Source organism: Zavarzinia sp. CC-PAN008 (genome assembly GCF_051903925.1).
GTDB lineage: Bacteria > Pseudomonadota > Alphaproteobacteria > Zavarziniales > Zavarziniaceae.
The window spans coordinates 446753-469660 of record NZ_CP173678.1 but is presented as its reverse complement, the minus strand read 5'-3'; the positions used below and the strand labels follow the sequence as shown (position 1 = coordinate 469660).

The 22908-nt window shown below is 67.5% G+C and carries 16 protein-coding genes; 7 read left to right on the top strand and 9 right to left on the bottom strand.

Annotation, left to right across the window (positions count from 1 at the left end; translation table 11 throughout):
- Positions 1–12: 12 nt before the first annotated feature.
- On the bottom strand, positions 13–1512 hold the full coding sequence (locus ACI6GS_RS02310) for a CoA-acylating methylmalonate-semialdehyde dehydrogenase (RefSeq protein WP_439816160.1): 1500 nt from the start codon (positions 1510–1512) through the stop codon (positions 13–15).
- Positions 1513–1738: 226 nt separating this feature from the next.
- Here ACI6GS_RS02310 and ACI6GS_RS02305 point away from each other — a divergent pair, with 226 nt between their 5' ends.
- The 5 genes from ACI6GS_RS02305 to ACI6GS_RS02285 all read left to right on the top strand — a co-directional run bounded on the left by ACI6GS_RS02305 (position 1739) and on the right by ACI6GS_RS02285 (position 5549).
- Positions 1739–2722 carry a magnesium transporter CorA family protein gene (locus ACI6GS_RS02305; protein ID WP_439816159.1) on the top strand — a complete coding sequence of 328 codons (984 nt, stop codon included), beginning with the start codon at positions 1739–1741 and terminating at the stop codon, positions 2720–2722.
- A 242-nt stretch (positions 2723–2964) separates the two neighbouring features.
- Complete coding sequence (locus tag ACI6GS_RS02300) at positions 2965–3561, top strand: hypothetical protein (protein WP_439816158.1); 597 nt, start codon at positions 2965–2967, stop codon at positions 3559–3561.
- 129 nt (positions 3562–3690) lie between these two features.
- Positions 3691–4218: a hypothetical protein gene (locus ACI6GS_RS02295; protein WP_439816157.1), complete on the top strand. Its 528-nt coding sequence runs from the start codon at positions 3691–3693 to the stop codon at positions 4216–4218.
- A 108-nt stretch (positions 4219–4326) separates the two neighbouring features.
- Entirely contained in the window at positions 4327–4518 is a 192-nt protein-coding gene (locus tag ACI6GS_RS02290) for a twin-arginine translocase TatA/TatE family subunit (RefSeq protein WP_439816156.1), read from the top strand.
- Positions 4519–4748: 230 nt separating this feature from the next.
- Positions 4749–5549 carry an undecaprenyl-diphosphate phosphatase gene (locus ACI6GS_RS02285; protein WP_439816155.1) on the top strand — a complete coding sequence of 267 codons (801 nt, stop codon included), beginning with the start codon at positions 4749–4751 and terminating at the stop codon, positions 5547–5549.
- Positions 5550–6132: 583 nt separating this feature from the next.
- Here ACI6GS_RS02285 and ACI6GS_RS02280 read toward each other — a convergent pair.
- The 8 genes from ACI6GS_RS02280 to mutS form a co-directional block, all read right to left on the bottom strand.
- A complete protein-coding gene (locus ACI6GS_RS02280) occupies positions 6133–8112 on the bottom strand; it encodes a DUF1302 domain-containing protein (protein WP_439816154.1) in 1980 nt (659 codons plus the stop codon).
- A gap of 508 nt (positions 8113–8620) precedes the next feature.
- Positions 8621–10654 (bottom strand): DUF1302 domain-containing protein, encoded by a 2034-nt coding sequence (locus tag ACI6GS_RS02275; protein ID WP_439816153.1) that lies wholly within the window; start codon positions 10652–10654, stop codon positions 8621–8623.
- A gap of 584 nt (positions 10655–11238) precedes the next feature.
- Positions 11239–11817, bottom strand: coding sequence for a TetR/AcrR family transcriptional regulator (locus tag ACI6GS_RS02270; protein WP_439816152.1), 579 nt, complete (start codon positions 11815–11817; stop codon positions 11239–11241).
- Positions 11818–12625: 808 nt separating this feature from the next.
- Entirely contained in the window at positions 12626–13405 is a 780-nt protein-coding gene (locus tag ACI6GS_RS02265; RefSeq protein ID WP_439816151.1) for a succinate dehydrogenase iron-sulfur subunit, read from the bottom strand.
- A 100-nt stretch (positions 13406–13505) separates the two neighbouring features.
- Positions 13506–15293 (bottom strand): succinate dehydrogenase flavoprotein subunit, encoded by a 1788-nt coding sequence (gene sdhA / locus ACI6GS_RS02260; RefSeq protein WP_439816150.1) that lies wholly within the window; start codon positions 15291–15293, stop codon positions 13506–13508.
- 3 nt (positions 15294–15296) lie between these two features.
- A complete protein-coding gene (sdhD, locus tag ACI6GS_RS02255; protein WP_439816149.1) occupies positions 15297–15671 on the bottom strand; it encodes a succinate dehydrogenase, hydrophobic membrane anchor protein in 375 nt (124 codons plus the stop codon).
- A complete protein-coding gene (gene sdhC, locus ACI6GS_RS02250) occupies positions 15668–16075 on the bottom strand; it encodes a succinate dehydrogenase, cytochrome b556 subunit (RefSeq protein WP_439816148.1) in 408 nt (135 codons plus the stop codon). Before sdhC ends, sdhD begins: the two co-directional genes overlap by 4 nt.
- A gap of 151 nt (positions 16076–16226) precedes the next feature.
- On the bottom strand, positions 16227–18866 hold the full coding sequence (gene mutS / locus ACI6GS_RS02245) for a DNA mismatch repair protein MutS (protein ID WP_439816147.1): 2640 nt from the start codon (positions 18864–18866) through the stop codon (positions 16227–16229).
- Positions 18867–19066: 200 nt separating this feature from the next.
- Here mutS and ACI6GS_RS02240 point away from each other — a divergent pair, with 200 nt between their 5' ends.
- Entirely contained in the window at positions 19067–21337 is a 2271-nt protein-coding gene (locus ACI6GS_RS02240) for an NADP-dependent malic enzyme (protein WP_439817922.1), read from the top strand.
- Positions 21338–21366: 29 nt separating this feature from the next.
- A complete protein-coding gene (locus ACI6GS_RS02235; protein ID WP_439816146.1) occupies positions 21367–22908 on the top strand; it encodes an ATP-binding protein in 1542 nt (513 codons plus the stop codon).

The following is a 22908-nucleotide window of genomic DNA, read 5'->3' as shown; positions in this document are numbered from 1 at the left end:
GCGGCCTCCGCATCAGCGCATGGTGGGGATCGAGAACTCCGCCCCCGACCGGATGCCGGTCGGCCAGCGCGAGGTGATCGTCTTCACCTGGGTGAAGAAGCGCACGCCTTCGGGGCCGTGCTGGTTGACGCCGCCAAAGGCCGAGCGCTTCCAGCCGCCGAACGTGTGGTAGGCCAGCGGCACGGGGATCGGCACGTTGACGCCGACCATGCCGACCTGGACGCGGCTGGCGAATTCGCGCGCCGCATCGCCGTCGCGGGTGTAGATCGCAACGCCGTTGCCATAGGGGTGCTCCGTCGGCAGGCGGATCGCCTCCTCGAAGCTTTCGGTCCGCACCACGGACAGGACGGGGCCAAAGATCTCGTCCTGGTAGATCTTCATGTCGGGCGTCACATTGTCGAACAGGCAGCCCGACATGAAGAAGCCCTTCTCATACCCCTGGAGCTTGAAGTTGCGGCCATCGACCTTCAGTGCCGCGCCTTCCTTGATCCCCAGGTCGACATAGCCCTTCACCTTGGCCAGGTGCTCGGCCGAGACCATGGGGCCGAAGTCGGACGAGGGGTCGGTCGACGGGCCGACCTTCAGGCTTTCCACGCGCGGGATCAGCTTCTCGATCAGGGCGTCGGCCGTGCTCTTGCCGACCGGCACCGCAACCGAGATCGCCATGCACCGCTCGCCGGCGGAGCCGTAGCCGGCACCGATCAGGGCGTCCGCCACCTGGTCCAGGTCGGCATCGGGCATCACGATCATGTGGTTCTTGGCGCCGCCCATGGCCTGGACGCGCTTGCCGTTCGCCGCGGCCGTCGCATAGACGTACTGCGCGATGTTGGTCGAGCCGACGAAGCTGATCGCCTGGATGCGCGGATCGGTCAGCAGGGTGTCGACCGCCTCCTTGTCGCCGATCACGACGTTCAGCACGCCCTCGGGCGCGCCCGCCTCCATCATCAGCTTGGCCAGGTGCAGCGGGACCGACGGATCCTTCTCGCTGGGCTTGCAGATGAAGGTGTTGCCGCAGGCGATCGCCACGCCGAACATCCACATCGGGATCATCGCGGGGAAGTTGAACGGCGTGATGCCGGCCACCACGCCCAGCGGCTGGCGCATCGAGTACATGTCGATGCCGGGGCCCGCCCCTTCTGTGAACTCGCCCTTCAGGAGGTGGGGAATGCCGCAGGCGAACTCGATCACCTCAAGCCCGCGCTGGATGTCACCCTTGGCGTCGGCGACGACCTTGCCGTGCTCCTTGGAGAGCATGACGGCCATCATGTCCATGTCGCGCTCGACCAGCTCCTTGAACTTGAACATGACGCGCGCCCGCTTCTGCGGGTTCTGTGCGGCCCATGCGGGGAAGGCTGCCTGGGCGTTGGCGATCGCCGCCTCGACCTCGGCCTTGGTAGCCAGCGGTGCCTTTGCCTGAACCTCGCCCAAAGTGGGATCGTAGACGTCCTGGAAGCGGCCGCTCGTGCCCGGCACCAGCCGGCCTCCGATGAAATGGTTCAGTTCGACGGGCATGCGGCGATCCTCCTGGCTTGGCGCGCGATCTAGTACTACCGCCGGCCCGGCGCGTTCAAGGCGATGGGGCGATTTCACATTAGATTTCACAAATGCGGGGCTTGGCTTGCATGGCGTGTGCGGCGCAGCGTAAAAGGCGGCGCGCCTTGAGGACGTGTCCGGGACGAATGGCCTCCCGCGGCAGGCCTGGGGCAGGCGCCCTTCGTGCGGAAGAGGAGCGGTCCCCATGATGACCGTCTATGCCAGCAGCGCCGATCGGCTGGAACGCCTGTCCTGGGCCGCGGAACGCCCGCTGCCAGAGGGGGCGGTCTGGATCGACCTGCTGCAGCCGACCCAGGCCGAGGAAGAGGCGATCGAGCACGCCTTCCAGGTCGACCTGCCGACCCGGGCCAAGATGCAGGAAATCGAGATGTCGAGCCGGCTCTACCAGGTCGACCGCATCCGCTACATGGCCGCCAACGTGATGAGTCGGGCCGACCAGCCCCAGGCCGAGTCCGAGGTGATCGCCTTCGTCCTGGTGCCCGGCGTCCTGATCACCCTGCGCTACAGCGATCCTGCTGCCTTCACCCTGTTTTCGGCCCGGGCCCTGCGTCAGCGCGAACTCTGTGCCACGGCCGAGGTGGCGCTGGCCGGCCTGCTGGAGGCGATCGTCGATCGCGCGGCCGACGTGCTCGAGATCCAGTCCAGCGACCTCGACCGCGTCAGCCGCGCCGTGTTCTCCCGGCGGGCGACGGAAGCGCGCCAGGGCTACCAGACCGTGGACCTGGAGGACGTGCTGCTGCGCCTGGGGCAGATCGACGACCACACGACCAAGGTGCAGGAAAGCATCGCGTCGCTGTCGCGCCTGCTGACCTTCATGGGTCAGGCGATCGTGATCGAAACCAAGAAGGACTACCGCGCCCGGATCAAGACCCTGACGCGTGACGCGCAGTCGATCGGCGAGCATGCCAAGAGCCTGACTGACAAGAGCCAGTTCCTTCTCGACGCCACTCTTGGCCTGATCAACATCCAGCAGACGAAGATCATCAAGATCTTCTCCGTCGCGTCGACGGTATTCCCGGCGCCGACTTTGATCGCCTCGATCTATGGCATGAACTTCCAGCATATGCCGGAGCTGGACTGGCGCTTCGGCTATCCGCTGGTGATCCTGATGATGATCACCTCGGCCGTGCTGCCATACCTCTATTTCAAGCGGAAGGGCTGGCTGTGACGCCGGTCGCTGCCGGCGCGCCGCCTGCCGGCCAGTGTGCGCGCAAGTCGTGTCGGGCGCCCATCACGCACTGATCACGTGATGATCGGAACAACGCGGCACACGGGGCGTTAGGCTGATGGGATCGGATGCGGCGGCTGCCAGATGGTGGCCCGCGTCCGCGTCGGGGACCCGCGCAGCGACGCTGGTTCCCGCGACAGGCTCGGCGTCGCGTGTCGCTGCACCTAGAGAGGATCGGGCAGATGTCCAGAATCGCGCTCGCCGCGGCCCTCGTGGCCCTGGTTGCGGGCTGCGCACCCTATGCCGGCGGCTATTACGACGACGGCTATTATGACGACAGCTATTATGGCGATGGCTATGACGGCGGCTATTACGATGGCGGCGTCTACTACCCGTCGCCCGGCTATGGCGGGGGCTATTACCGCCCGCCTCCGGCCTATGGCTATAACCCGCCGCCCGCTTATCGTCCGCCGCCGGGGGGCTGGAACCGCCCGCCGCGTCCGGGCCGCCCACCCCATGCCGGGAACGGCGGCTGGAACCGGCCCCCGGGTGGCTGGAACCGGCCGCCGGGCGGCGGCTGGAACCGCCCTCCCGACGATGACCGGCCCTCGCGTCCGCCGCCTGGCGGTGGCGGTGGCGGCGGGGGCGGACGTCCGCCCCCGGTGATCGGCGGCGGGGGTGGTGGCGGTGGTGGCGGCGGAGCCCGTCCGCCTCGCCCGCCGCAGCCGCCGGTCGTGCGGCCGCAGCCGCCCGTGGTGTCCCAGCCGTTGCCAGAGCGTCCAGTGCCGGCCGATCGCACCCTGTGCGGTCCCGCCGCCCGCGACCGCGGCCAGTGCTAGGCCCAGGGCGCGCTGAGCGTCCGCAGGTCGTCCTGCGGGGTTGACGATGCGTTAAGGATGGACACCGGTTAATTCATGTCCGCCTCCGGCCACCCAGTGCCGGAGCGGACCAAGGGGGGATGAACGACGATGCGTGGTGCCCTGATCGCCGGCTTGGCGTCCCTGCTGCTGGCTGGATGCCCGTCCAATGGCAATTACTACGGCCCGGGCAACGGCTATTACGACCAGGGCTCGGGATATGGCGGGGGCTATCAGGGTGGCTATGGCGGCGGTGGCTACCAGGGTGGCTATGGCGGCGGTGGGTACCAGGGCGGCAACTGCTCGCCCGAGGTCGATGCCAACGGCCAGCGCTACCTCAACTGCGATACCAAGGTCGCGGACAATTGCAGCAGCGAGCGCAACAATTTCGGCCAGCGCTACTGGCGCTGCCCGCAGGGCGGCGGCGGCCGGCCGTGGGGACGTCCGCCGCGTCCGGGCTATGGCGGATATGGCGCTGCACCGCCGCCCGTCGAGTATACCGGCGTGGCGCCGGGCTGCCGCTGGGTGGCAGAACCCTATGGGTCGGGCTACTATATCTGCAGCGAGCGCCAGGGCGGCATGAGCTGCGACAGCGAGCGGACCAATTCCGGTCAGCGCTACTACCAGTGCCGTCCCTGATCGCTCCTCGCCCCGCGGGCGGCCGGGACCCCAGGGCGTGAGGCAATCGGCGCCTTTACAGGCCAGGACCGGCTGACTAGGGTCGCCTGAAGGTTCAAGGAGTGCACCATGGGTAGCATGAGCTTGATGCATTGGCTGGTCGTGGCCGTGCTCGTCATCCTCCTCTTCGGCCGGGGCAAGCTGTCCGGCCTGATGGGCGACGTCGCCCAGGGCATCAAGTCGTTCCGCGCCGGCATGCGGGACGAGGAGCCGACGACCGCGCCTGTCGTGGTCGAGGCTGATCGCAAGCCTCAGGCCTGATTTCCGGATCCGATGCGGGGCGCGCGCCGTCGCCGCCCGCATCGGCTGACCTGCGCGCCGGCCTGGAGCGTTTCGCCACCGTGCGGACGCATTCACTTGGCCGCGTGCCGGATTTGACGATTCCCTGACGCCCGTCCGGGTGCCCGCGCGTGTGGGCACTGGACGGGCGTCTTCGTGATCGCTTCCCCTATTCTTTGCCGGATTGCCTCCGGCCGGACGGCCGCTGCCTCATGACCCTGCTTGCCTTCATCCTTGGCCTGATCGAGGGCCTGACCGAATTCCTGCCGGTCTCCTCGACAGGCCACCTGATCCTCTATGGCGAACTGTTGGGGTTCCAGGGTCCGCCGGGCGCCGTGTTCGAGATCGTGATCCAGCTGGGCGCCATCCTGGCGGTCTGCTTCGTCTACTGGCGTCGCCTGTTCCGCGTCGTGACCCGCGTCCATTACGAGCCGGCGGCCCAGCGCTTCGCGACCAACCTGATCGTCGGCGTCATCCCGGCCCTGGCGATCGGCGCCCTGGCGCATGACTTCATCAAGACCGTGCTGTTTTCGCCCTGGGTCGTCGCCGTATCCCTCGTCGTGGGCGGCTTCATCATCCTGTTCATCGAGCAGCGGCGCCCGGCGCCGGCGATCGGCACGGTGGACGAGATCCGGCCGCGCCTGGCCTTCGCCATCGGCTTCTGCCAGGTCCTGGCGATGATCCCCGGCGTCTCGCGCTCAGGCGCCACCATCTGCGGTGCCCTCATGATGCGCGTGGACCGTCCGGCCGCGGCGGAGTTCAGCTTCTTCCTGGCGATCCCGACCATGTTCGCCGCCACCACCTATGACCTCTACAAGAACTGGTCGGTGCTGGATTTCAGCGACATGCACCTGATCGCGGTGGGCTTCATCACCGCCTTCGTGACTGCGGCGATCGTCGTGCGCTGGCTGGTCGGCTTTGTCTCGCGGCACGGCTTCGTGCCCTTTGCCTGGTATCGCATCGTGTTCGGCACCATGGCGCTGATCGGCCTGACCTGGCACGCCTATGCCTGATCCTGAGGCGGGTCGCACGGTTGCGTGCGGCCGCTGCGGCGCGGCGCTGACCTGCCGCCCGGCGGGGGGCTGCTGGTGCATGGAGGTGGCCGCCCGCGCCATGCCCGCGGGGCCTGCGTCCTGCCTGTGCCCAGACTGCCTGGATCGCCTGCCCCCAGTCCATGGGCCAGCGCCGTTGCCACCGAAGCCAAGACCTGTCGCAAAGCCGCGCAGCGGCACCGCCTGAGCGAGCGGTGCTGGGTGGCCCGCACGCGGCTTCAGGACCGTTCAATCAGGGTTTGACGCCAAGGGGCCAGCGCCGTGCCGGCGCCGGCTCAAGGGCGGGTGCACGCCCATCCCGATGCGAGACGAAAAAAAGGGCGGCCAGGCTGATGCCGGCCGCCCAAGTATTACTCTCAGTGAACCAACCTTGCGGATCGCTCCGCCAGCCGGTCCCGGGTGCCTCGCCCAGGAATCCGCGAGGCGCGCCCGTACCGTTCCCCATCGCCCCGCTACAGCCGGATCGGCCTGCGGGCAGCTTTGCCGCGCACCGGGGGGCTAGCCCGGCGCATCGACGGGGAGCGGGTCTCGTGGGTCTCCTCGCTCAGAACGAGTAGGAGACGGTCAGGCCCAGGAAGTCCTTGTCGGCATTGGTGTTCGCAGCGCCACCGCCCCAGCTCTTGGAGAAGTTGATCGCGGCCGACAGGTTGATCAGGTAGTCCGCCTTCAGCGACAGGTTCACCGACTTGACGCCTTCGGTGAAGCCGCCGGAGATCGGCGTCGTGCCCGACACGCCGTGGCTGAAGGCCAGGCCCGGGGTCAGGTTGACGGCCGTGCCGAACACCGCCGGATAGGTCACGTTGGTCACCAGCGTGTAGCCGAACGACCAGCGCGTCGGCGTGTTGCCGCTGACGAAGTTGGTGATGAACGGACCGTTGTTGACGTTCACGCTGTTGGGCGCGTTGCCGACAAAGGTCTCGGTGTCGAAGTCGGCGTGGATCACCGCACCCTCGACGATCACCGTCCACGCATCGGCGTTCAGCAGCGACGGAACGAAGCTCGACGCCTGGAAGGACTTGGTGCCGCGCAGGTTGAAGTTCTGCGCGTCGACCCGCGTGTCATAGCGGATCTCCTGGCCGGCGCAGCCCGAGTTCAGCGTGCCATTCGCATTGAGGCGGCAGGGCAGGGTCTGCAGGCCGGTCGGCAGGCCGTTGACGCCGGGCACGTTCACCAGGCCCGGGTAGTTGGCATACATGCCCGGCAGCACGCCCGATGCGATCAGGTAGGCATTGGTGACGATCGAGTCGTCCAGGATCACGGGGACGTTCTCCTTGTAGGAGAACTCGCCGTTCAGCGCCCAGCCCAGGCTGTCGATCGAGGTGTTGAAGCTCAGGCCGTACATCTTCTGGTCATCGGGATGGTACAGGTAGTACTCGCCCCGATTGGTCGTGTCGGCCGGGTTGGCGCTCAGCGTGTCCGGCGTGCGGTACGCGATCGAGATGAAGCGGCTCTGATAGTTGACGTAATAGAGGCCGAACTCGGTGTTGTTCAGCTCCTCGGAATAGTAACGCGCGGCAAAGCCGAAGTCGCCGCGGTTCTGGTCGCGCCGCTCGTACGTGATGGGAACGCCCAGGCCGCAGCTCGGATCGTCGATCTGGCCAGAGCCGAACGGATTGGTCGGACGGGGCAGGCCCGCCGCGCCATCGCACGAGAAGCCGATATGGCCGATGCCCTCGGCCCCCTGCGACGCGCCTTCGGAGCCGAAGAACGTGCCCGCGGGCTCCAACACCAGGCCCTCGAAGTCCCAGGAATAGAAGCCTTCGAACGACAGGCCGGGCATCAGTTCGTACGACGCCCAGACCATCTTGATCGGCACCAGGCCGTCACGCAGTTCGGAGCCGGGAACGCGGAATTTCTGCAGGTCCAGCGGGTTGATGATCGAGATCGCGTTCTGCGTGAACAGCGCCTCGCCCCAGTTCAGGATCTGGTTGCCGACGCGGATGTTGAACGGGTTCCCGGCAATGTCGAAGCTGGCCAGCGCGTAGTAGTCCAGCGCCTCCAGGCCATAGCGCGCGCGGTCCTGGGCCTGCGGGTCCAGGGCGCCGTTGAAGTAGATGCTGCGGGCGCTGTTCGGATTGACGCCCGGCGGCACGGCCAGGTTCGGGTTGAAGCCGTTCGAGTCCAGGTTGTTGACGTCGAACACCCAGTCATAGAACGCGCGGCCGCGAACATAGGCGCCGAAGCGCTGGTTGTTGCCCGGCGACCAGATCACCGACAGTTCCGACTGCGCCGTGATCGGGTTCGACGTGATGCTGCCCTGGTCGAAGTTCAGGTTGCCGTTGTCACCCGCGGGGGTGAGGGCAAGCGAACCGCCGTTCGGCGTACCGATGAACCGCTCGTCGCGGGGCGAGGTCCGGATGGTGGCACCCACCGAAACCTGGTTCTGATTGGTGATGACAACGTCGCCGAACGTCCATTCGGCCGCCTGTGCCGCACCGGCGCCACCGGCCACGAGTGCAGCGGCGACGATGCCGCCGAGCAGCCCGCGTTCCGCCTTAGGCTGCGCAATACCCTTCACTGGCATAAAGCCCCCTCCTGAAATTCCCGACCCCTTGGGCCGATGCAGCCAGCACCGGCCAGGGCGTGGATAAGCCAACCACGCTGGGGGCACACTCCGCCGTCAGGTATTAACGGTGTCAATGGAGAGCGTCGGAATTTTGCAGTGCGGATATCAAAATTGGGCACCTTGGTATCCCACTAGTGCGCCAATGACACACAATGGGTGTCACCCGAACCCATTTTAGAATGGGGTCGTCTCGCTGGACCACCGTGGTCGGGGCCTGGGGCGGGCCCTGCAAAAAAAGGGGCGGCCGGATTGACCCGGCCGCCCAAGTTTGAACTCAGTAACCGGCTTGCGGGTGACCGCCGGCCGATCCGGAACCCCGCCCAGGAGAGCGCGGGGCAGCCGTACCGCCTGCCATCGCCCCACCGGGTCCCGAACCGTTCGGGAGCCGGTGGGCAGCGGTGCCGCGACCCGGGTGGCTGGTCCGGGTCAACGACGGCGCGGCGGGTGCGTGAAGGGCGCCGTTGTCCTAGAACGAATAGGACACCGTCAGGCCCAGGAAGTCCTTGTCGGCGTTGCTGTTCTGGGCGCCGCCGCCAAAGCTCTTGTTGAAGTTTATGGTCGCCGACAGGTTGACCAGATAGTCCGCCCGCAGGGCCAGGTTCACCGTCTTCACCCCCTCGGTGAAGCCGCCGAAGACGGGCGTGGTGCCGCTGACGCCATGGCTGAACGACATGGCCGGGGTCAGGTTGATCGGCGTGCCGAAGGCGCTCGGATAGGTCACGTTGGTCGACAGGACGTATCCGAACGACCAGCGTGTGGGCAGGTTGCCGGCGATGTCGTTGGTGAAGCCATTGTTGACGGCGTTCGCCACGTTGAACTTGAACGTCTCGGTATCGACGTCGGCGTGGATCACCGCGCCTTCGACGATGACCGACCAGGTGTCGGCGCCCAGCAGCGACGGGACGAAGGCCGACTGGCCGAACTGCTTCGTGCCGCGCAGGTTGATGTTCTGCGTGTCGAAGCGCAGCCCGCCGTCATAGAGGATCTCCTCGCCAGCGCAGCCGGTGTTCAGCGTCTGCCCATCCGGATTGATGCGGCACGGCACGATATAGTTGCCCGGCGACGTCGGATCCGGCACGGCACCCGGATAGCGGCCGGAAATGCCGCCCAGCTCGCCCAGCGCCTGCAGGTAGCTGAAGGTCACGATCGAGTCGTCGACCACCGCGAACTGGTTCTCCTTGTACGAGAACTCGCCATTCACCGCGATGCCCAGGCTGTCGAGCGACGTGTTGAAGCTGACGCCATACATCCGGATGTCGTCAGGGTAGTAGAGGTAGTATTCGCTGTTGTTGCGGTTGATGCTGGAGGCGCTGTTGCCCGCTGCATCGGGGCCGGTGGCCAGGACGCCGGGCGTCCGATAGGCGATCGACGGAATGCGGCTCTGATAGTTGACGTAGTAGAGGCCGAATTCCGTGTTGTTCAGTTCCTCGGAGAAGTAGCGCATCGCGAAGCCGAAATCGCCGCGGTCCTGGTCGCGCCGTTCGTATGTGATGCGTGGGCCGCCGGTGCACGCCAGGTCGGGGATCAGGCCGCCGCCCTGCGGGTTGCTGCCGCCCGGTCGCGGCAGGGGCACGCCGCAATTGTTGTCGCCGGCCAGTGCGATCTGGGTCAGCCCTTCCATCCCCTGGGTGAAGGCCTCCGAGCCGAAGAACGTGCCCGAAGGCTCGAACCGCGCGCCCTCGAAATCCCAGGCATAGAAGCCTTCGAACGACAGGCCGGGTACCGGCTCGATCGCCGCCCAGAACATCTTGATGGGGACCAGCGCATCGCGCACTTCGGATCCGGGGACCCGCAGCTTCTGCAGGTCCAGCGGGTTGATGATGGAGATGGCGTTCTGTGTGAACAGCGCCTCGCCCCAGTTGAGGATCTGGTTGCCGACCCTGACATTGGTCGGCATCGAGCCGACGTCGAAGCTGGCCAGCGCGTAGTAGTCCTGCATCTCGGCCCCGTAGCGGGCGCGATCCTGCGCCTGGGGGTCGAGGCGACCGTTGAACTGCTGGGCGCGCGCGAAATTGGGGTTGGTTCCGGGCGGCGTTCCAGGGCCGGCGACGAAGCCCGGATTGAAGCCGTTCGAGTCGAGGTTGTTGACGTCGAATACCCAGTCATAGAACACGCGCCCGCGGCCATAGACGCCGAAGCGGCTGCTCGGGCTTGCGTTGTAGATGACGCTGAGTTCCGACGTCGCCGTGATCGGGTTGGAGACGATGCTCCCCTGGTCGAAATTCAGGTTGCCGTTGTCGGCCGACGAACTCAGCGCCAGCGAGCCACCGTTCGCCGTCGAGATGAAGCGGCTGTCCCGGGTGGAGGTGCGGACGATGGCCCCGACCGACACCTGGTTCTGGTTCGAAATGACGACATCGCCAAAGGTCCATTCGCCGGCACCCGCGGGACCCGTGGCCGCGATGGCGGCCAGGACCGTGCTGCCGAGCAGACCCCAGCGCAGCCGGCGATTCCTGGGGTGCCGGTTTGCCCGGTCCTCCCCGTGACGCGTATCAGGCATCAAGCCCCCCCCTGATGTTGGACCGGCACCGCCGCCGGCCCGTTCTCTCATTCAAGAGGCATGATGACCATGAAAATGCGACTTACGCAATAAAAAGTGTCACGTAGTAGCGATATACGTATCTCGTATGCGCGATCCAGTATCACCGCAAGTGGCGCTTCAACACCCCGTTCCGCATGCTCCAGGGCGCCGCCGGGGCGGCGGCGACGGCATTGGAACACGGGCGGCCCGCCGCACGACGCGCGGCAGGCCGGATTCAGAGTCGGGCAAACGGGTCGGTCGTGCTGGGCACCGACTGGTTTGGCAGGGGGGTGGCAAGGACGGCAGCGGCGTTGCGCGGCCGGCCAGCGGGCCTGGGCGCGCTCTGGCCGCGCTCAGGCGCCTTGGCGCGCGCCTCGCCGCGCTCAGGGCAGGATGGGTTCAGGTTGAGGCATGACCAACCCGCTCCCCTACGTCCCCCGGTTCGTCGGGGCCGAGCAGGGTTGGGGAAGTGGCCTGCGATCAAACCTGGACACGGAACCCGCCGGGGCGCCCTGGTGGCGCCCTGCGGACATCGGGGCGCCAGACCCGGCGCCCCGCGGACGTCAGGGGGTCATGCCCCTGAGCATGACGCGCGACACCTGGTCGATCTTGGCGCGCAACTGGTCGAGATCATCGCCCCCCTCGGTGATCCAACTGGCGATGGCGACGCCCAGCTGGTTCATGAAGCATAGGCCAAGGAAGTCGGCGTCCAGGTCGCGTGCCACCTCGCCCTTGGCCTGGCCCTGCATGATGTGGCGCACCGCGATCTCGACCAAAGCGCGACCACCCTGCTGGTTGGCGTCGGCCGAGGCGGAGGAGCGGGTGTCATAGGGCGATTCGAGCTGCCGCAGGTATTCCTGGACCATGCGCTTCAGGAAGGGGGTGTTGCTCATCCACGCTTCGCGGATCACGTCGATGATGATCTGCAGGGCCTTCAGGCTGCTGGCCCGGGCGCCGGCGACGCGGTCCTGGATCGTTACGGCCAACCGTCGGTTGAACTCCTCGACCAGGCCGGCCTTGCTGCCGAACAGGCGGAAAAAGGTCGCCCGGCCGACGCCCGCCTTCACGCAGATCTCGTCGACGCTGACGCTGTCATAGTCCCGCGCTGAAAACAGTTCGACGGCTGCTTCGTAAAGGGCCACCTGCTTTGCGAACTTCTTGGCGTCACGCAATGAAAAGGTCGGCCCCGGCTCGACCCCCGGCCGAATAAAGCTTTGTGCGCCCACGTCTCCCCCAATCCTGCTGTCCGTACAATAACGGTTCGGGCCTGGCCTGCCTTGTCATGGATGTCATCGGCCCCGTCCCGATGACACCGGCAGTGGCGGCCCGTCCGCCATGAAGTCCTTGTTGCTCGCACCCTGCGAGGATCACGATGATGACGGCGGATCGGCGCGCCCGCAACGGTTCTGTGAACGCTGTTCGAGCTATTGGTCGTTTGTGGAATTACAATCGGCAAGGGTCATGCCGACGGTATCCAAATGCCGGCGCCAGCCGTTCGGCCATGCGAACGCTGTTTCAGGAAACTGAAATGTACTCAAAGGTTTTTGGTGCGGCGGTCCGCTGACTTGGTGCAGGCGTCTATTCAAGGTGGCGGGGCAGTGCGCGATCCGCAGGGGATGGTCTCAAGTCAGGACCATCCAGTTCCAATAAACATGCCGTTGCGGATTATCGAAGGCGCACACTGCGAGGGCCGACCGGATCTCCAACCAGACCCGAAAAATCGCTGACCGTTCAGTCAGTCTATGGGTCGCTCCCCAACCATGCGCGTGCCGCACGCGTCGTGCAACGATCGACAGGCATGCAGGGGTCAGGCGGTCAAAGGGCGACGGCCGTCGGTCGGCGCGTCCCGCCTGCAGTCGTCACGTTCCTGCCGCGAAGTCAGGACAAGCGGACCTCCCGCCGCATTCAAGCATGCGGCGGGAGGCCGGATCGAGGGGAGATTGCGGCGGATCAGCCGCGCCGCTCAACCATCATCTGCTTGATGCCGGCGATCGCCTTGGCCGGGCTCAGTCCCTTGGGGCAGGTCTTGGCGCAGTTCATGATCGTGTGGCAGCGATAAAGGCGGAACGGATCCTCCAGCGCGTCCAGGCGCTCGCCCGTGTGCTCGTCGCGGCTGTCGACCAGCCAGCGATAGGCCTGGAGCAGGATGGCCGGGCCCAGGAAGCGGTCGCCGTTCCACCAGTAGCTGGGGCACGAGGTGGTGCAGCAGGCGCACAGGATGCACTCGTACAGGCCGTCCAGCTTGGCCCGGTCATCCTGGCTCTGCACCCGCTCGCGCTCGGGCGGGGCCGAGTCGGTCTTCATCCAGGGCTCGATCAGGGCGTACTGGGCGAAGAAGTTGGTGAGGTCGGGCACCAGGTCCTTGATGACCGGCAGCGACGGCAAGGGCGAAATGCGCACCGCGCCCTTCACGTCCTCGATCGCCTTGGTGCAGGCCAGCGTGTTGGTACCGTCGATGTTCATCGCGCACGAGCCGCAGACGCCTTCGCGACACGACCGGCGGAAGGTCAGCGACGGGTCGATCTCGTTCTTGATCTTGATGATCGCGTCCAGGACCATCGGCCCGCAGGTATCCAGGTCGACTTCGAACGTATCGACCTGCGGATTCTTGCCGTCGTCCTGGTTCCAGCGATAGATGTCGAACTGCTTGATGCGCTTGGCGCCGGCTGGCGCCTTCCACGTCTTGCCCTTGCCGACCTTCGAATTCTTCGGCAGCGTCAGCTGAACCATCGCGCCCTGTCCCTTGCCACCCGCCGACGCGGGCCTGTCCTTGAAGTGTCTCGCCCCCGGCAGGGCCGGGGGATCTTCGCCTGTGCCGCCTTGGGCCCGATCAATAGACGCGGGCCTTGGGCGGGATGTACTGGATCTCGTCCGTCAGGGTGTAGGTGTGCACCGGCCGGTAGTCCAGCGTGACCCGGCCACGGGCATCGGCCCAGGCCAGGGTGTGCTTCATCCAGTTCTCGTCGTCGCGGTTGGCGAAGTCCTCGCGGGCATGGGCGCCGCGCGATTCCTGGCGGTTGGCCGCCCCCTCCATCGTGACGATCGCCTGGCCCAGCAGGTTGTCGAGCTCCAGCGTCTCCAGCAGGTCGGTGTTCCAGACCAGGGTCCGGTCGGAAATTCCGACATGGGCCCATTGGTCATGGACCTGGGCGATCAACTCGCGCCCTTCGTGCAGCACGTCGCCGGTGCGGAACACGGCGCAGTTGTTCTGCATCACGCGCTGCATCGCGGCACGGATCTTCGCGGTCGGCTCAGACCCCTTGGCATTGCGCAGGCGGTCAAAACGCTCCAGCGCCTGATGGTCGATGTCGCGCGGCAGGCTGGGCTGCTTCTGCCCCGGCTTGACCAGTTCGGCCGCGCGGATCGCCGCGGCCCGGCCGAACACGACCAGGTCGATCAGCGAGTTCGAGCCCAGGCGGTTGGCGCCATGGACCGAAACGCAGGCCGCCTCGCCGATCGCCATCAGGCCGGGGACGATGTAGTCGGGGTCGCCGTCCTTAAGCGTGACGACTTCGCCGAAATAGTTCGTGGGGATGCCGCCCATGTTGTAGTGCACGGTCGGCAGGACCGGGATCGGCTGCTTGGTCACGTCGACGCCCGCGAAGATGCGCGCGGATTCCGAAATGCCGGGCAGGCGCTCGTGCAGGATCTTGGGATCCAGGTGATCCAGGTGCAGGTAGATGTGGTCCTTGTTCGGACCGACGCCGCGACCTTCCCGGATCTCGATCGTCATGGCGCGGCTGACGACGTCGCGACTGGCCAGGTCCTTGGCCGACGGGGCATAGCGCTCCATGAAGCGCTCGCCCTCGGAATTGACAAGGTAGCCGCCCTCGCCGCGCGAGCCTTCGGTGATCAGGCAGCCCGAGCCGTAGATGCCGGTCGGGTGGAACTGCACGAACTCCATGTCCTGCAGCGGCAGGCCGGCGCGCAGCACCATGCCGCCGCCGTCGCCGGTGCAGGTATGGGCCGAAGTGCAGGAGAAATAGGCGCGGCCATAGCCGCCCGTCGCCAGGACCACGACATTGGCCTGGAAGCGGTGGATCGAGCCGTCGTCCAGGCACCAGGCCAGCACGCCGCGGCACACGCCGTCCTGCATCAGCAGGTCGAGGACGATGTACTCGACAAAGAACTCGGCATGGTGGCGCAGGCTCTGCTGGTAAAGCGTGTGCAGAATCGCATGGCCCGTGCGGTCGGCCGCGGCGCAGGTGCGCTGCGCCTGACCCTGGCCGAAGTGCGTGGTCATGCCGCCAAAGGCGCGCTGATAGATCTTGCCGTCGGGCGTGCGGCTGAACGGCACGCCATAGTGCTCAAGCTCGATCACCGCGGGCACGGCCTCGCGGCACATGTACTCGATGGCGTCCTGGTCGCCCAGCCAGTCGGACCCCTTGACGGTGTCGTACATGTGCCAGCGCCAGTCATCCTCGCCCATGTTGCCGAGCGAGGCGGAGATCCCCCCTTGCGCCGCGACCGTATGGCTGCGGGTGGGGAAGACCTTGGTCAGGCAGGCGGTCTTGAGGCCGCGCTCGGCCATGCCGAAGGTCGCACGCAGGCCAGCGCCACCGGCGCCGACCACAACCACGTCATAGACGTGTTCGATGACATTATAGGCCTGGGGCATGACTTAGAGCGCCACCTTGAGCACGGCGAAGATCGCCGCAAGTCCGACAATGAAACAGGCGAAGTTCAGCGCGACGAGGGAGGCGATCTTGACCGCCTCGCCATGGACATAGTCCTCGATCACGACCTGGGCGCCGAGTTTCAGGTGATAGAACAGCGTGCCCAGCAGCGCGATCATCAGGACTGCCACCAGCGGCTGGGACAGCCAGGCGACGAAGCCCGCATGGTCGACCCAGGTCAGCGACGCGGTCGAGACGATGAACCACAGGACGAGCGGGATCAGCGCGATCGCGGTCAGGCGCTGCACCCACCAGTGATGGACGCCGTCCTTGGCAGCGCCCAGGCCGCGGGCCCGGGCGAGGGGGGTGCGCAGGCTCATGCCGGAACTCCCTGCGGGGCGGCCATCGCATAGCCAAGGACCCAGAGTGCAAGCGTGATGGCGACCGAGCCGACCAGCACGGCCCAGCCCGACTTCGCCATCGTCGACAACTCGAAGCCGAGGCCCGCATCCCAGAACAGGTGCCGGATGCCGTTCAGGAAATGATAGGACAGCGCCCAGGTGAAGCCGAACAGGACAAGGCGGCCAAACCACGAGCCGAAGAAGCCTTGCGCCGTGGCAAAGGCCTCAGGCCCGGTCGCGGCGGCCAGCAGCCACCAGGCGAGCAGCAGCGTACCGACGCCGAGGGCGCAGCCCGTCATGCGGTGGAAGATCGAGAGCACCGAGCTGATCTGCGGCCGATAGACCTGGAGATGCGGCGCGCGTGGGCGTTGGACCCCGGCCATGACTGTCCTTGTGTGTGCAATGCGGCTATTGGCGTGTCGCGCCCGATACTAGTGGCCGACCACCCGCAGTCAATCTTTCGGTCCCTGCGTGCGCGGCATGGCAACGCCGCCAACACCGCTCATCCACGCCAAGTGTTGCGAATACTTCGCACTAGCGATGTGCCAGCGCCTTCAGGCGGTAAAGCTCGGCCAGCGCCTGACGCGGCGACAGGTCGTCAAGGTCAAGCTGCGCCAGAGCTTCCTCAACCGCAGAAGGCCCGGCGGCGGCGGGCGCGGGCGCGGTCTGCTGCGCCTTGGCGGCGGCGAACAGAGGCAGGTCGTCGATCATCTGGGTGACGGCGCTGCCCTCGCGCCCCCGCTCCAGCTGCTCCAGGACCGCCTGTGCCCTTTGGATCACGGCGGCCGGCAAACCGGCCAGCCGTGCGACCTGGATGCCATAGGAACGGTCGGCGGCCCCCGGTGTCACCTCGTGCAGGAAGCGGAGCGTGCCCTGCCACTCCTTCACCTTCATCGTGTGCAGGCGCACGGCCTTGAGCTTGGTCGCAAGCGCCGTCAGCTCGTGATAGTGCGTCGCGAACAGGGCGCGGCAGCGATTGACCTCGTGCAGGTGCTCGACCGAGGCCCAGGCCAGCGACAGGCCGTCGAACGTGGCCGTGCCGCGCCCCAGTTCGTCCAGGATGACGAGCGCCCGCGATCCCGCCTGGTTCAGGATGGCGGCCGCCTCCACCATCTCGACCATGAAGGTGGAGCGGCCGCGGGCCAGGTCGTCGGACGCGCCAACCCGGCTGAACAGGCGGTCGACGATCCCCAGATGAGCCGAGGCGGCCGGCACGAAGGCGCCCATCTGGGCCAGGATCGCGATCAGCGCGTTCTGGCGCAGGAACGTGCTCTTGCCGGCCATGTTGGGACCGGTCAGCAGCCAGATCCGCGCCTCGTCCGACAAGTGGCAGTCATTGGCGACGAAGGCCGGCGCATTGCTGCGGATCAGCGCGGCCTCGACCACCGGATGGCGACCGCCGGCGACGGCGAAGCTGCGGCTGTCGTCCAGCCGGGGCCGCACCCAGCGGCGGACCACCGCCAGTTCGGCCAGCGCTGCGACCACGTCGACCAGGGCCAGGGCCTCAGCCGCCAGCGCGATCGGCTGCACGGTACGCAGCACCGCGGCGACCAGGTCGTCGAACAGGGCCACCTCGCGCGCCAGCGCCCGGTCTGCCGCCTGGGCCAGGGCCTGCGCCAGGTCGGCCAGCTCCCCGGTCGAGAAGCGCATGGCCCCCGCCATGGTCTGGCGGTGGATGAAGTTGGGATCGCGGCTCAGCTTCTCGGCATGGGCGGCCGGCACCTCGACATGATAGCCGATGATGGCGTTGTGCCGGACCTTCAGGCTGGCAATCCCGGTTTCCGCCTTCAGACGGCCCTCCAGCGCCGCGATCAGGCGCCGCCCCTCGTCCCGCAGGGTGCGCTGCGCATCCAGTTCGGCGTCGTGGCCGGGCACGATGAAGCCACCGTCGCGCGCCAGCAGCGGCACCTCCTGCGCCAGGGCCGCGCGCAGGGCATCGGCCAGGGCGCCATGTCCGCGCAGTACGGCTGCGGCCCGCGCCAGCCCGTCCGGCGGCAGCGCCACGCCTGCGCCGGCCGCGGCGGCCTGGACCGCCAGGTCGGCGATGTCGGGCGCCAGCTCCAATGCGTCGCGCACCGCCGCCAGGTCGCGCGGGCCACCACGGCCCAGGGCCAGGCGCTGGACGGCACGTTGCAGGTCGGGGCAGGCCCGCAGATGGCCCCGCAGGCCGGCGCGCACCGATTCCGCGGAAACCAGCGCCTCGACCATGTCGTGGCGGATCGCGATGCGCTCGGGATCGGTCAGGGGGGCGGCCGCCCACGCAGCCAGCAGGCGCGCGCCCGGGCCCGTCACAGTCATGTCGATCGCGGCCAGCAGGCTGCCCTCGCGCCCGCCCCCTGGGCCCGTTGCCAGTTCCAGGTTGCGGCGTGTGGCGGGGTCGATCGCCATCACCTCGCCCGCCTGGGCCCGGCGTGGCGCCTTCAGCGCCGGCATCCGCCCCTTCTGCGTCAGGGAGACGTACTCGACCAGGGCGCCGAGAGCGGACAGCTCCGCCCGGGTAAAGGCCCCGAAGCCGTCAAGCGCCTCGACCTCCAGGACCGCCTTCAGCCGCCGCTCGCCGCCGGCACTGTCGAAGCGGGCCAGCGGCAAGGGCGTGATCGTGTCGCGGTCGGCCGGGTCCAGGGCGTCCAGGAAGGGTGCGTCCAGCCAGCGGTCGGCGACAAGCAGCTCGCGCGGCGCAACGCGCGCCAGCGCCGCCTGGATTCCGCCCTCGGGAACCGTCTCCACGGCCAGGTCGCCGGTCGAGACGTCCGTGAAGGCCAGTGCCAGCGCCCCCTCCGCCCGGCCCAGCGCCGCCAGATGGTTGTGGCTGCGGGCATCCAGCAGGGCATCCTCGGTCAGCGTGCCCGGCGTCACGATGCGCACCACGTCGCGCCGCACTGGCTGCTTGCCCGGCCGTGCCCGGGCGGCGGCGGGATCCTCCTGCTGCTCGCACACGGCGACGCGATGGCCCGCGCGGATCAGGCGCGCCAGGTAGCCGTCCGCGGCATGGATCGGCACGCCGCACATGGGGATGTCCTCCCCCATGTGCTTGCCGCGCCGGGTCAGGGTGATGTCGAGCGTCGCGGCGGCCTTGACCGCATCGTCGAAGAACAGCTCGTAGAAGTCGCCCATGCGATAGAACAGCAGGCAGTCGGCATGGCCTGCCTTGATCTCCAGGTACTGCGCCATCATCGGCGTCAGCTTGTGGTCAGGCGGCGACGGATCTGTTCTTGCGGAATCGGGGGGGGATGCTGCACGGGCCGGCATGGCGGCGGACACTAGCACGACGCAGGGGGGCCACAGCCTGGAATGCGGACCAGATTTGCGCGGGGCTGCGCTGGACACGGGGAAGTGCGGCCCGGCATAGTCGCCCGCGACACGGGCGGATAAGGATCTTGGGTGTGACGAAGCGCAATACGGTCAGCGACGAGGAAGCGCTTCTGTTCCATTCGAGCGGCCGGGCAGGAAAGCTGCAGATCGTCCCGACCAAGCCGATGGCGACGCAGCGGGACCTCAGCCTTGCCTATTCGCCGGGCGTGGCCGTGCCCGTCCTGGCGATCGCCGCGGATCCGGATACCGCGTTCGACTACACGGCCAAGGGCAACCTGGTCGCCGTGATCTCCAACGGCACGGCCATCCTGGGCCTGGGCGACCTGGGCGCGCTGGCGTCCAAGCCGGTGATGGAGGGCAAGGCCGTCCTCTTCAAGCGCTTTGCCGACGTCGATTCGATCGACCTGGAGGTCGATACCTCGGACGTCGACGAACTGGTCAACTGCATCCGGTTCCTGGGGCCCAGCTTCGGCGGCATCAACCTTGAGGACATCAAGGCGCCGGAATGTTTCATGGTCGAGCAGCGCCTGCGCGAACTGATGGACATTCCCGTCTTTCACGACGACCAGCACGGCACCGCGATCATCTGTGCCGCGGGCCTGGTCAACGCCCTGCACCTGACCGGCCGCAGCATCCGCGACGCCAAGGTGGTGGTGAACGGGGCGGGGGCCGCGTCGATCGCCTGCATTGAGCTGATCAAGGCGATGGGCCTGCCGCCCGACAACGCGATCCTGTGTGATTCCAAGGGTGTCATCTATCGCGGCCGGACCGAGGGCATGAACCAGTGGAAGTCGGCCCACGCCGTGACCACCGGCGCCCGCACCCTGGAAGAGGCGATGGTCGGCGCCGACGTCTTCCTGGGCCTGTCGGTCAAGGGCGCCGTGACCCCGGCCATGGTCGCCAGCATGGCGGACAAGCCGATCATCTTCGCCATGGCCAATCCCGATCCGGAGATCACGCCGGAGGAGGTGGAGGCCGTGCGCTCCGACGCGATCGTGGCCACGGGCCGCTCCGACTATCCCAACCAGGTCAACAACGTCCTGGGTTTCCCCTACATCTTCCGCGGTGCGCTGGACGTGCGGGCGCGCACGATCAACGACCCGATGAAGATCGCGGCCGTCAACGCACTGGCCGAGCTTGCCCGCGCCGACGTGCCGGACGAGGTGGCGGCCGCCTATTCCGGGGCGCGGCCCCAATACGGGGCCAAGTACATCATCCCCGTGCCGTTCGACCCGCGCCTGATCAGCCATGTGCCGCCGGCCGTGGCCCAGGCCGCGATGGCCAGCGGCGTCGCCCGCCGGCCGATCATCGACATGGCGGCCTATCGCACCGAGCTGAAGGCGCGCCTGGATCCCACGGCGGGGCTCCTGTCGCTGATCCTGGAGAACGTGCGGGCCAATCCCAAGCGCGTCGTCTTCGCCGAGGGCGAGGAAGAGAAGGTGATCCGCGCCGCCATCGACTTCCGCAACGCGGGCTATGGCACGCCGATCCTGATCGGGCGCGAGGAGCGCGTGCACGCGACGCTGGCGGCGATCGGCATCGACCCCGGCGAGCAGATCGAGATCCACAATGCCCGGACCTCGACCAGCAATGCCCAGTTCACCGAGTTCCTCTACGAACGACTGCAGCGCCGCGGCTTCCTGCTGCGCGACTGCCAGCGCCTGGTGAACAACGACCGCAACACTTTTGCCGCCTGCATGGTGGCGCTGGGCGACGCGGACGCGATGATCACCGGCGTCACGCGGTCCTATGCCGCCGCGCTGGAAGAGATCCAGCGCGTGATCGACCCCCAGCCGGGGCGGCGCGTGTTCGGCCTGTCGATCATCGTGGCGCGCGGTCGCACCATCTTCGTCTCCGACACGTCGGTGACGGAGCGGCCCACCGCCGCGGAACTGGCGGACATCACGGTGCAGAGTGCCGCCGTCGCCCGCCGCCTGGGGCATGAGCCGCGCGTCGCCCTGCTGTCGCATTCGACCTTCGGCAACCCGATCCGCGGCACGGCCGACCATGTGCGCGAGGCGGTTGCCCTGCTGGATCAGCGCGACCTCGACTTCGAGTATGATGGCGAGATGGCGGTGGACGTCGCCCTGAACCCGCAGGTAGCGGCCCTCTACCCCTTCTGCCGCCTGACCAGCCCCGCCAACGTGCTGATCATGCCCGGCCTGCACTCCGCCAACATCGCCTCGAAGCTGTTGCAGGAACTGGGCGGCGGCACGGTGATTGGACCCTTGCTGATTGGCCTGTCCCACCCGGTGCAGATCGCACCGCTGGGCGCTACAATGTCGGAACTGGTCAATCTGGCGGCGCTGAGCGCGCACGACCACCGGCGCTGAGGCGGGCGCAAGCGGGATCGTCGCCCCCGGTGCGGTCGGGACACGAAGGGCAGGAGGACGGGCCTCTGCACGAGGGGATCATCGGCACCGCACTGGCCGACCTGCCGCAGACATTGCTGCTGCTGGGGGCCGACTGGGTGTGGCAGACCGATGCCGACCTCCGCCTGACTCGCGTCGACGGCGGGCCCGACGCGACCTATGGCGTTGCAGCGACCGAGCTGCGCGGCCATGCCCGCCACGAGCTGGCCGACATCCGAGACGATCCGAAGACCTGGGCCGCGCATCTGCGCGACCTGGGCCTGCGCAAGCCGTTCCGCGACTTTCACAGCGTGGTGGGCGGCCGCCGGATCGTGGAAAGCGGGGCGCCGCGCTTTGGCGAGGATGGCCGATTTCTGGGCTATGTCGGTACCGGGCGGGACATCACGACGACGGCCAATGCCCAGCGCGAACTGGACACCGCGCACGAGATCCTGCGCGAGGCGATTGAGGCGATGGATGACGGCTTCCTGCTGTTCGACGACGCCGACCGCCTGATCCTCAGCAACAGCAAGTACCTGGGCCGCTTTCCCCTGCTGGCGCACAGCACCATCGTCGGCACCCCTTATGCCACGGCGATGACGCGGGAAGCCTCGGCCCTGGCCAACTCGGTCCTGCCGTCGGACCACATGAACATACGCGAATACCGTTCGCGCACCGGGGGGCGGGTACGCATCTACCACGACGTCTCGGAGCTGAAGCGGCACGAGCAGCAACTGGCCGACCGCGTGGCCGAACTGCAGTCGATCCGCTCGCGGCTGGAACAGCAGAGCGACGATCTGAAGGAACTGGCCCGCAGCCTGGCCGAAGCCCGGGACGAGGCGGAGCGCGCCAGCCGAGCCAAGTCGGAATTCGTGGCGACGGTCAGCCACGAACTGCGCACGCCGCTTAACGCCATCATCGGCTTTTCCGAGATCATCCGGGACGAGGCCCTCGGCACGGTCGGCGATCGCCGCTATGTCGACTACAGCGTCGAGATCGTGAAGGGCGGGCGCAAGCTGCTGAACCTGATCAACCGCCTGCTGGAATTGTCCAAGGCCGATGCCGGCATGCTGGAACTGGTCTACGAGCCGGTGGAGGCGGGCAACCTGATCGAGGCCGCCCTGGCTGATTTCGAGGAGGAGCTGGCGCAGCGCAAGATCGCCCTGACCGTGGTGGTGCCTCCCAACCTGCCGCGCCTGGACGTAGATGGGCGGCGCGTGCGCCAGGCCATGGGCAACCTGATCCAGAACGCGCTCGACTTCACGCACGACAATGGCCACATCCGGGTCGAAGCCTATCGCCGGGACGACCAGCTCATCTTGGCGGTCGCGGACGATGGGGCCGGCATGGCACCGGAACAGCTGCCGGTGGCGCTGGAACGGTTTGGCCGCATCGATGGCGCGCTCGACCGTCGCCATGGCGGCATCGGCCTGGGCCTGCCGCTGACCCGCGCCCTGATCGAGTTGCATGGCGGCACCCTGGAACTGGAAAGCGCCCTGGGCCAGGGGACGGTCGTGCGCTGCCGCTTCCCCGCCGCGCGCCTGATCGACTGA

Bases quoted from the DNA above. Each gene is read 5' to 3' on its own strand.
- sdhC (WP_439816148.1), bottom strand. From the start codon at position 16,075: ATGGCCGGGGTCCAACGCCCACGCGCGCCGCATCTCCAGGTCTATCGG.
- ACI6GS_RS02280 (WP_439816154.1), bottom strand. From the start codon at position 8,112: ATGCCAGTGAAGGGTATTGCGCAGCCTAAGGCGGAACGCGGGCTGCTC.
- ACI6GS_RS02300 (WP_439816158.1), top strand. From the start codon at position 2,965: ATGTCCAGAATCGCGCTCGCCGCGGCCCTCGTGGCCCTGGTTGCGGGC.
- mutS (WP_439816147.1), bottom strand. From the start codon at position 18,866: ATGATGGCGCAGTACCTGGAGATCAAGGCAGGCCATGCCGACTGCCTG.
- ACI6GS_RS02290 (WP_439816156.1), top strand. From the start codon at position 4,327: ATGGGTAGCATGAGCTTGATGCATTGGCTGGTCGTGGCCGTGCTCGTC.
- ACI6GS_RS02275 (WP_439816153.1), bottom strand. From the start codon at position 10,654: ATGCCTGATACGCGTCACGGGGAGGACCGGGCAAACCGGCACCCCAGG.
- ACI6GS_RS02295 (WP_439816157.1), top strand. From the start codon at position 3,691: ATGCGTGGTGCCCTGATCGCCGGCTTGGCGTCCCTGCTGCTGGCTGGA.
- ACI6GS_RS02285 (WP_439816155.1), top strand. From the start codon at position 4,749: ATGACCCTGCTTGCCTTCATCCTTGGCCTGATCGAGGGCCTGACCGAA.
- sdhA (WP_439816150.1), bottom strand. From the start codon at position 15,293: ATGCCCCAGGCCTATAATGTCATCGAACACGTCTATGACGTGGTTGTG.
- ACI6GS_RS02265 (WP_439816151.1), bottom strand. From the start codon at position 13,405: ATGGTTCAGCTGACGCTGCCGAAGAATTCGAAGGTCGGCAAGGGCAAG.
- sdhD (WP_439816149.1), bottom strand. From the start codon at position 15,671: ATGAGCCTGCGCACCCCCCTCGCCCGGGCCCGCGGCCTGGGCGCTGCC.
- ACI6GS_RS02310 (WP_439816160.1), bottom strand. From the start codon at position 1,512: ATGCCCGTCGAACTGAACCATTTCATCGGAGGCCGGCTGGTGCCGGGC.
- ACI6GS_RS02305 (WP_439816159.1), top strand. From the start codon at position 1,739: ATGATGACCGTCTATGCCAGCAGCGCCGATCGGCTGGAACGCCTGTCC.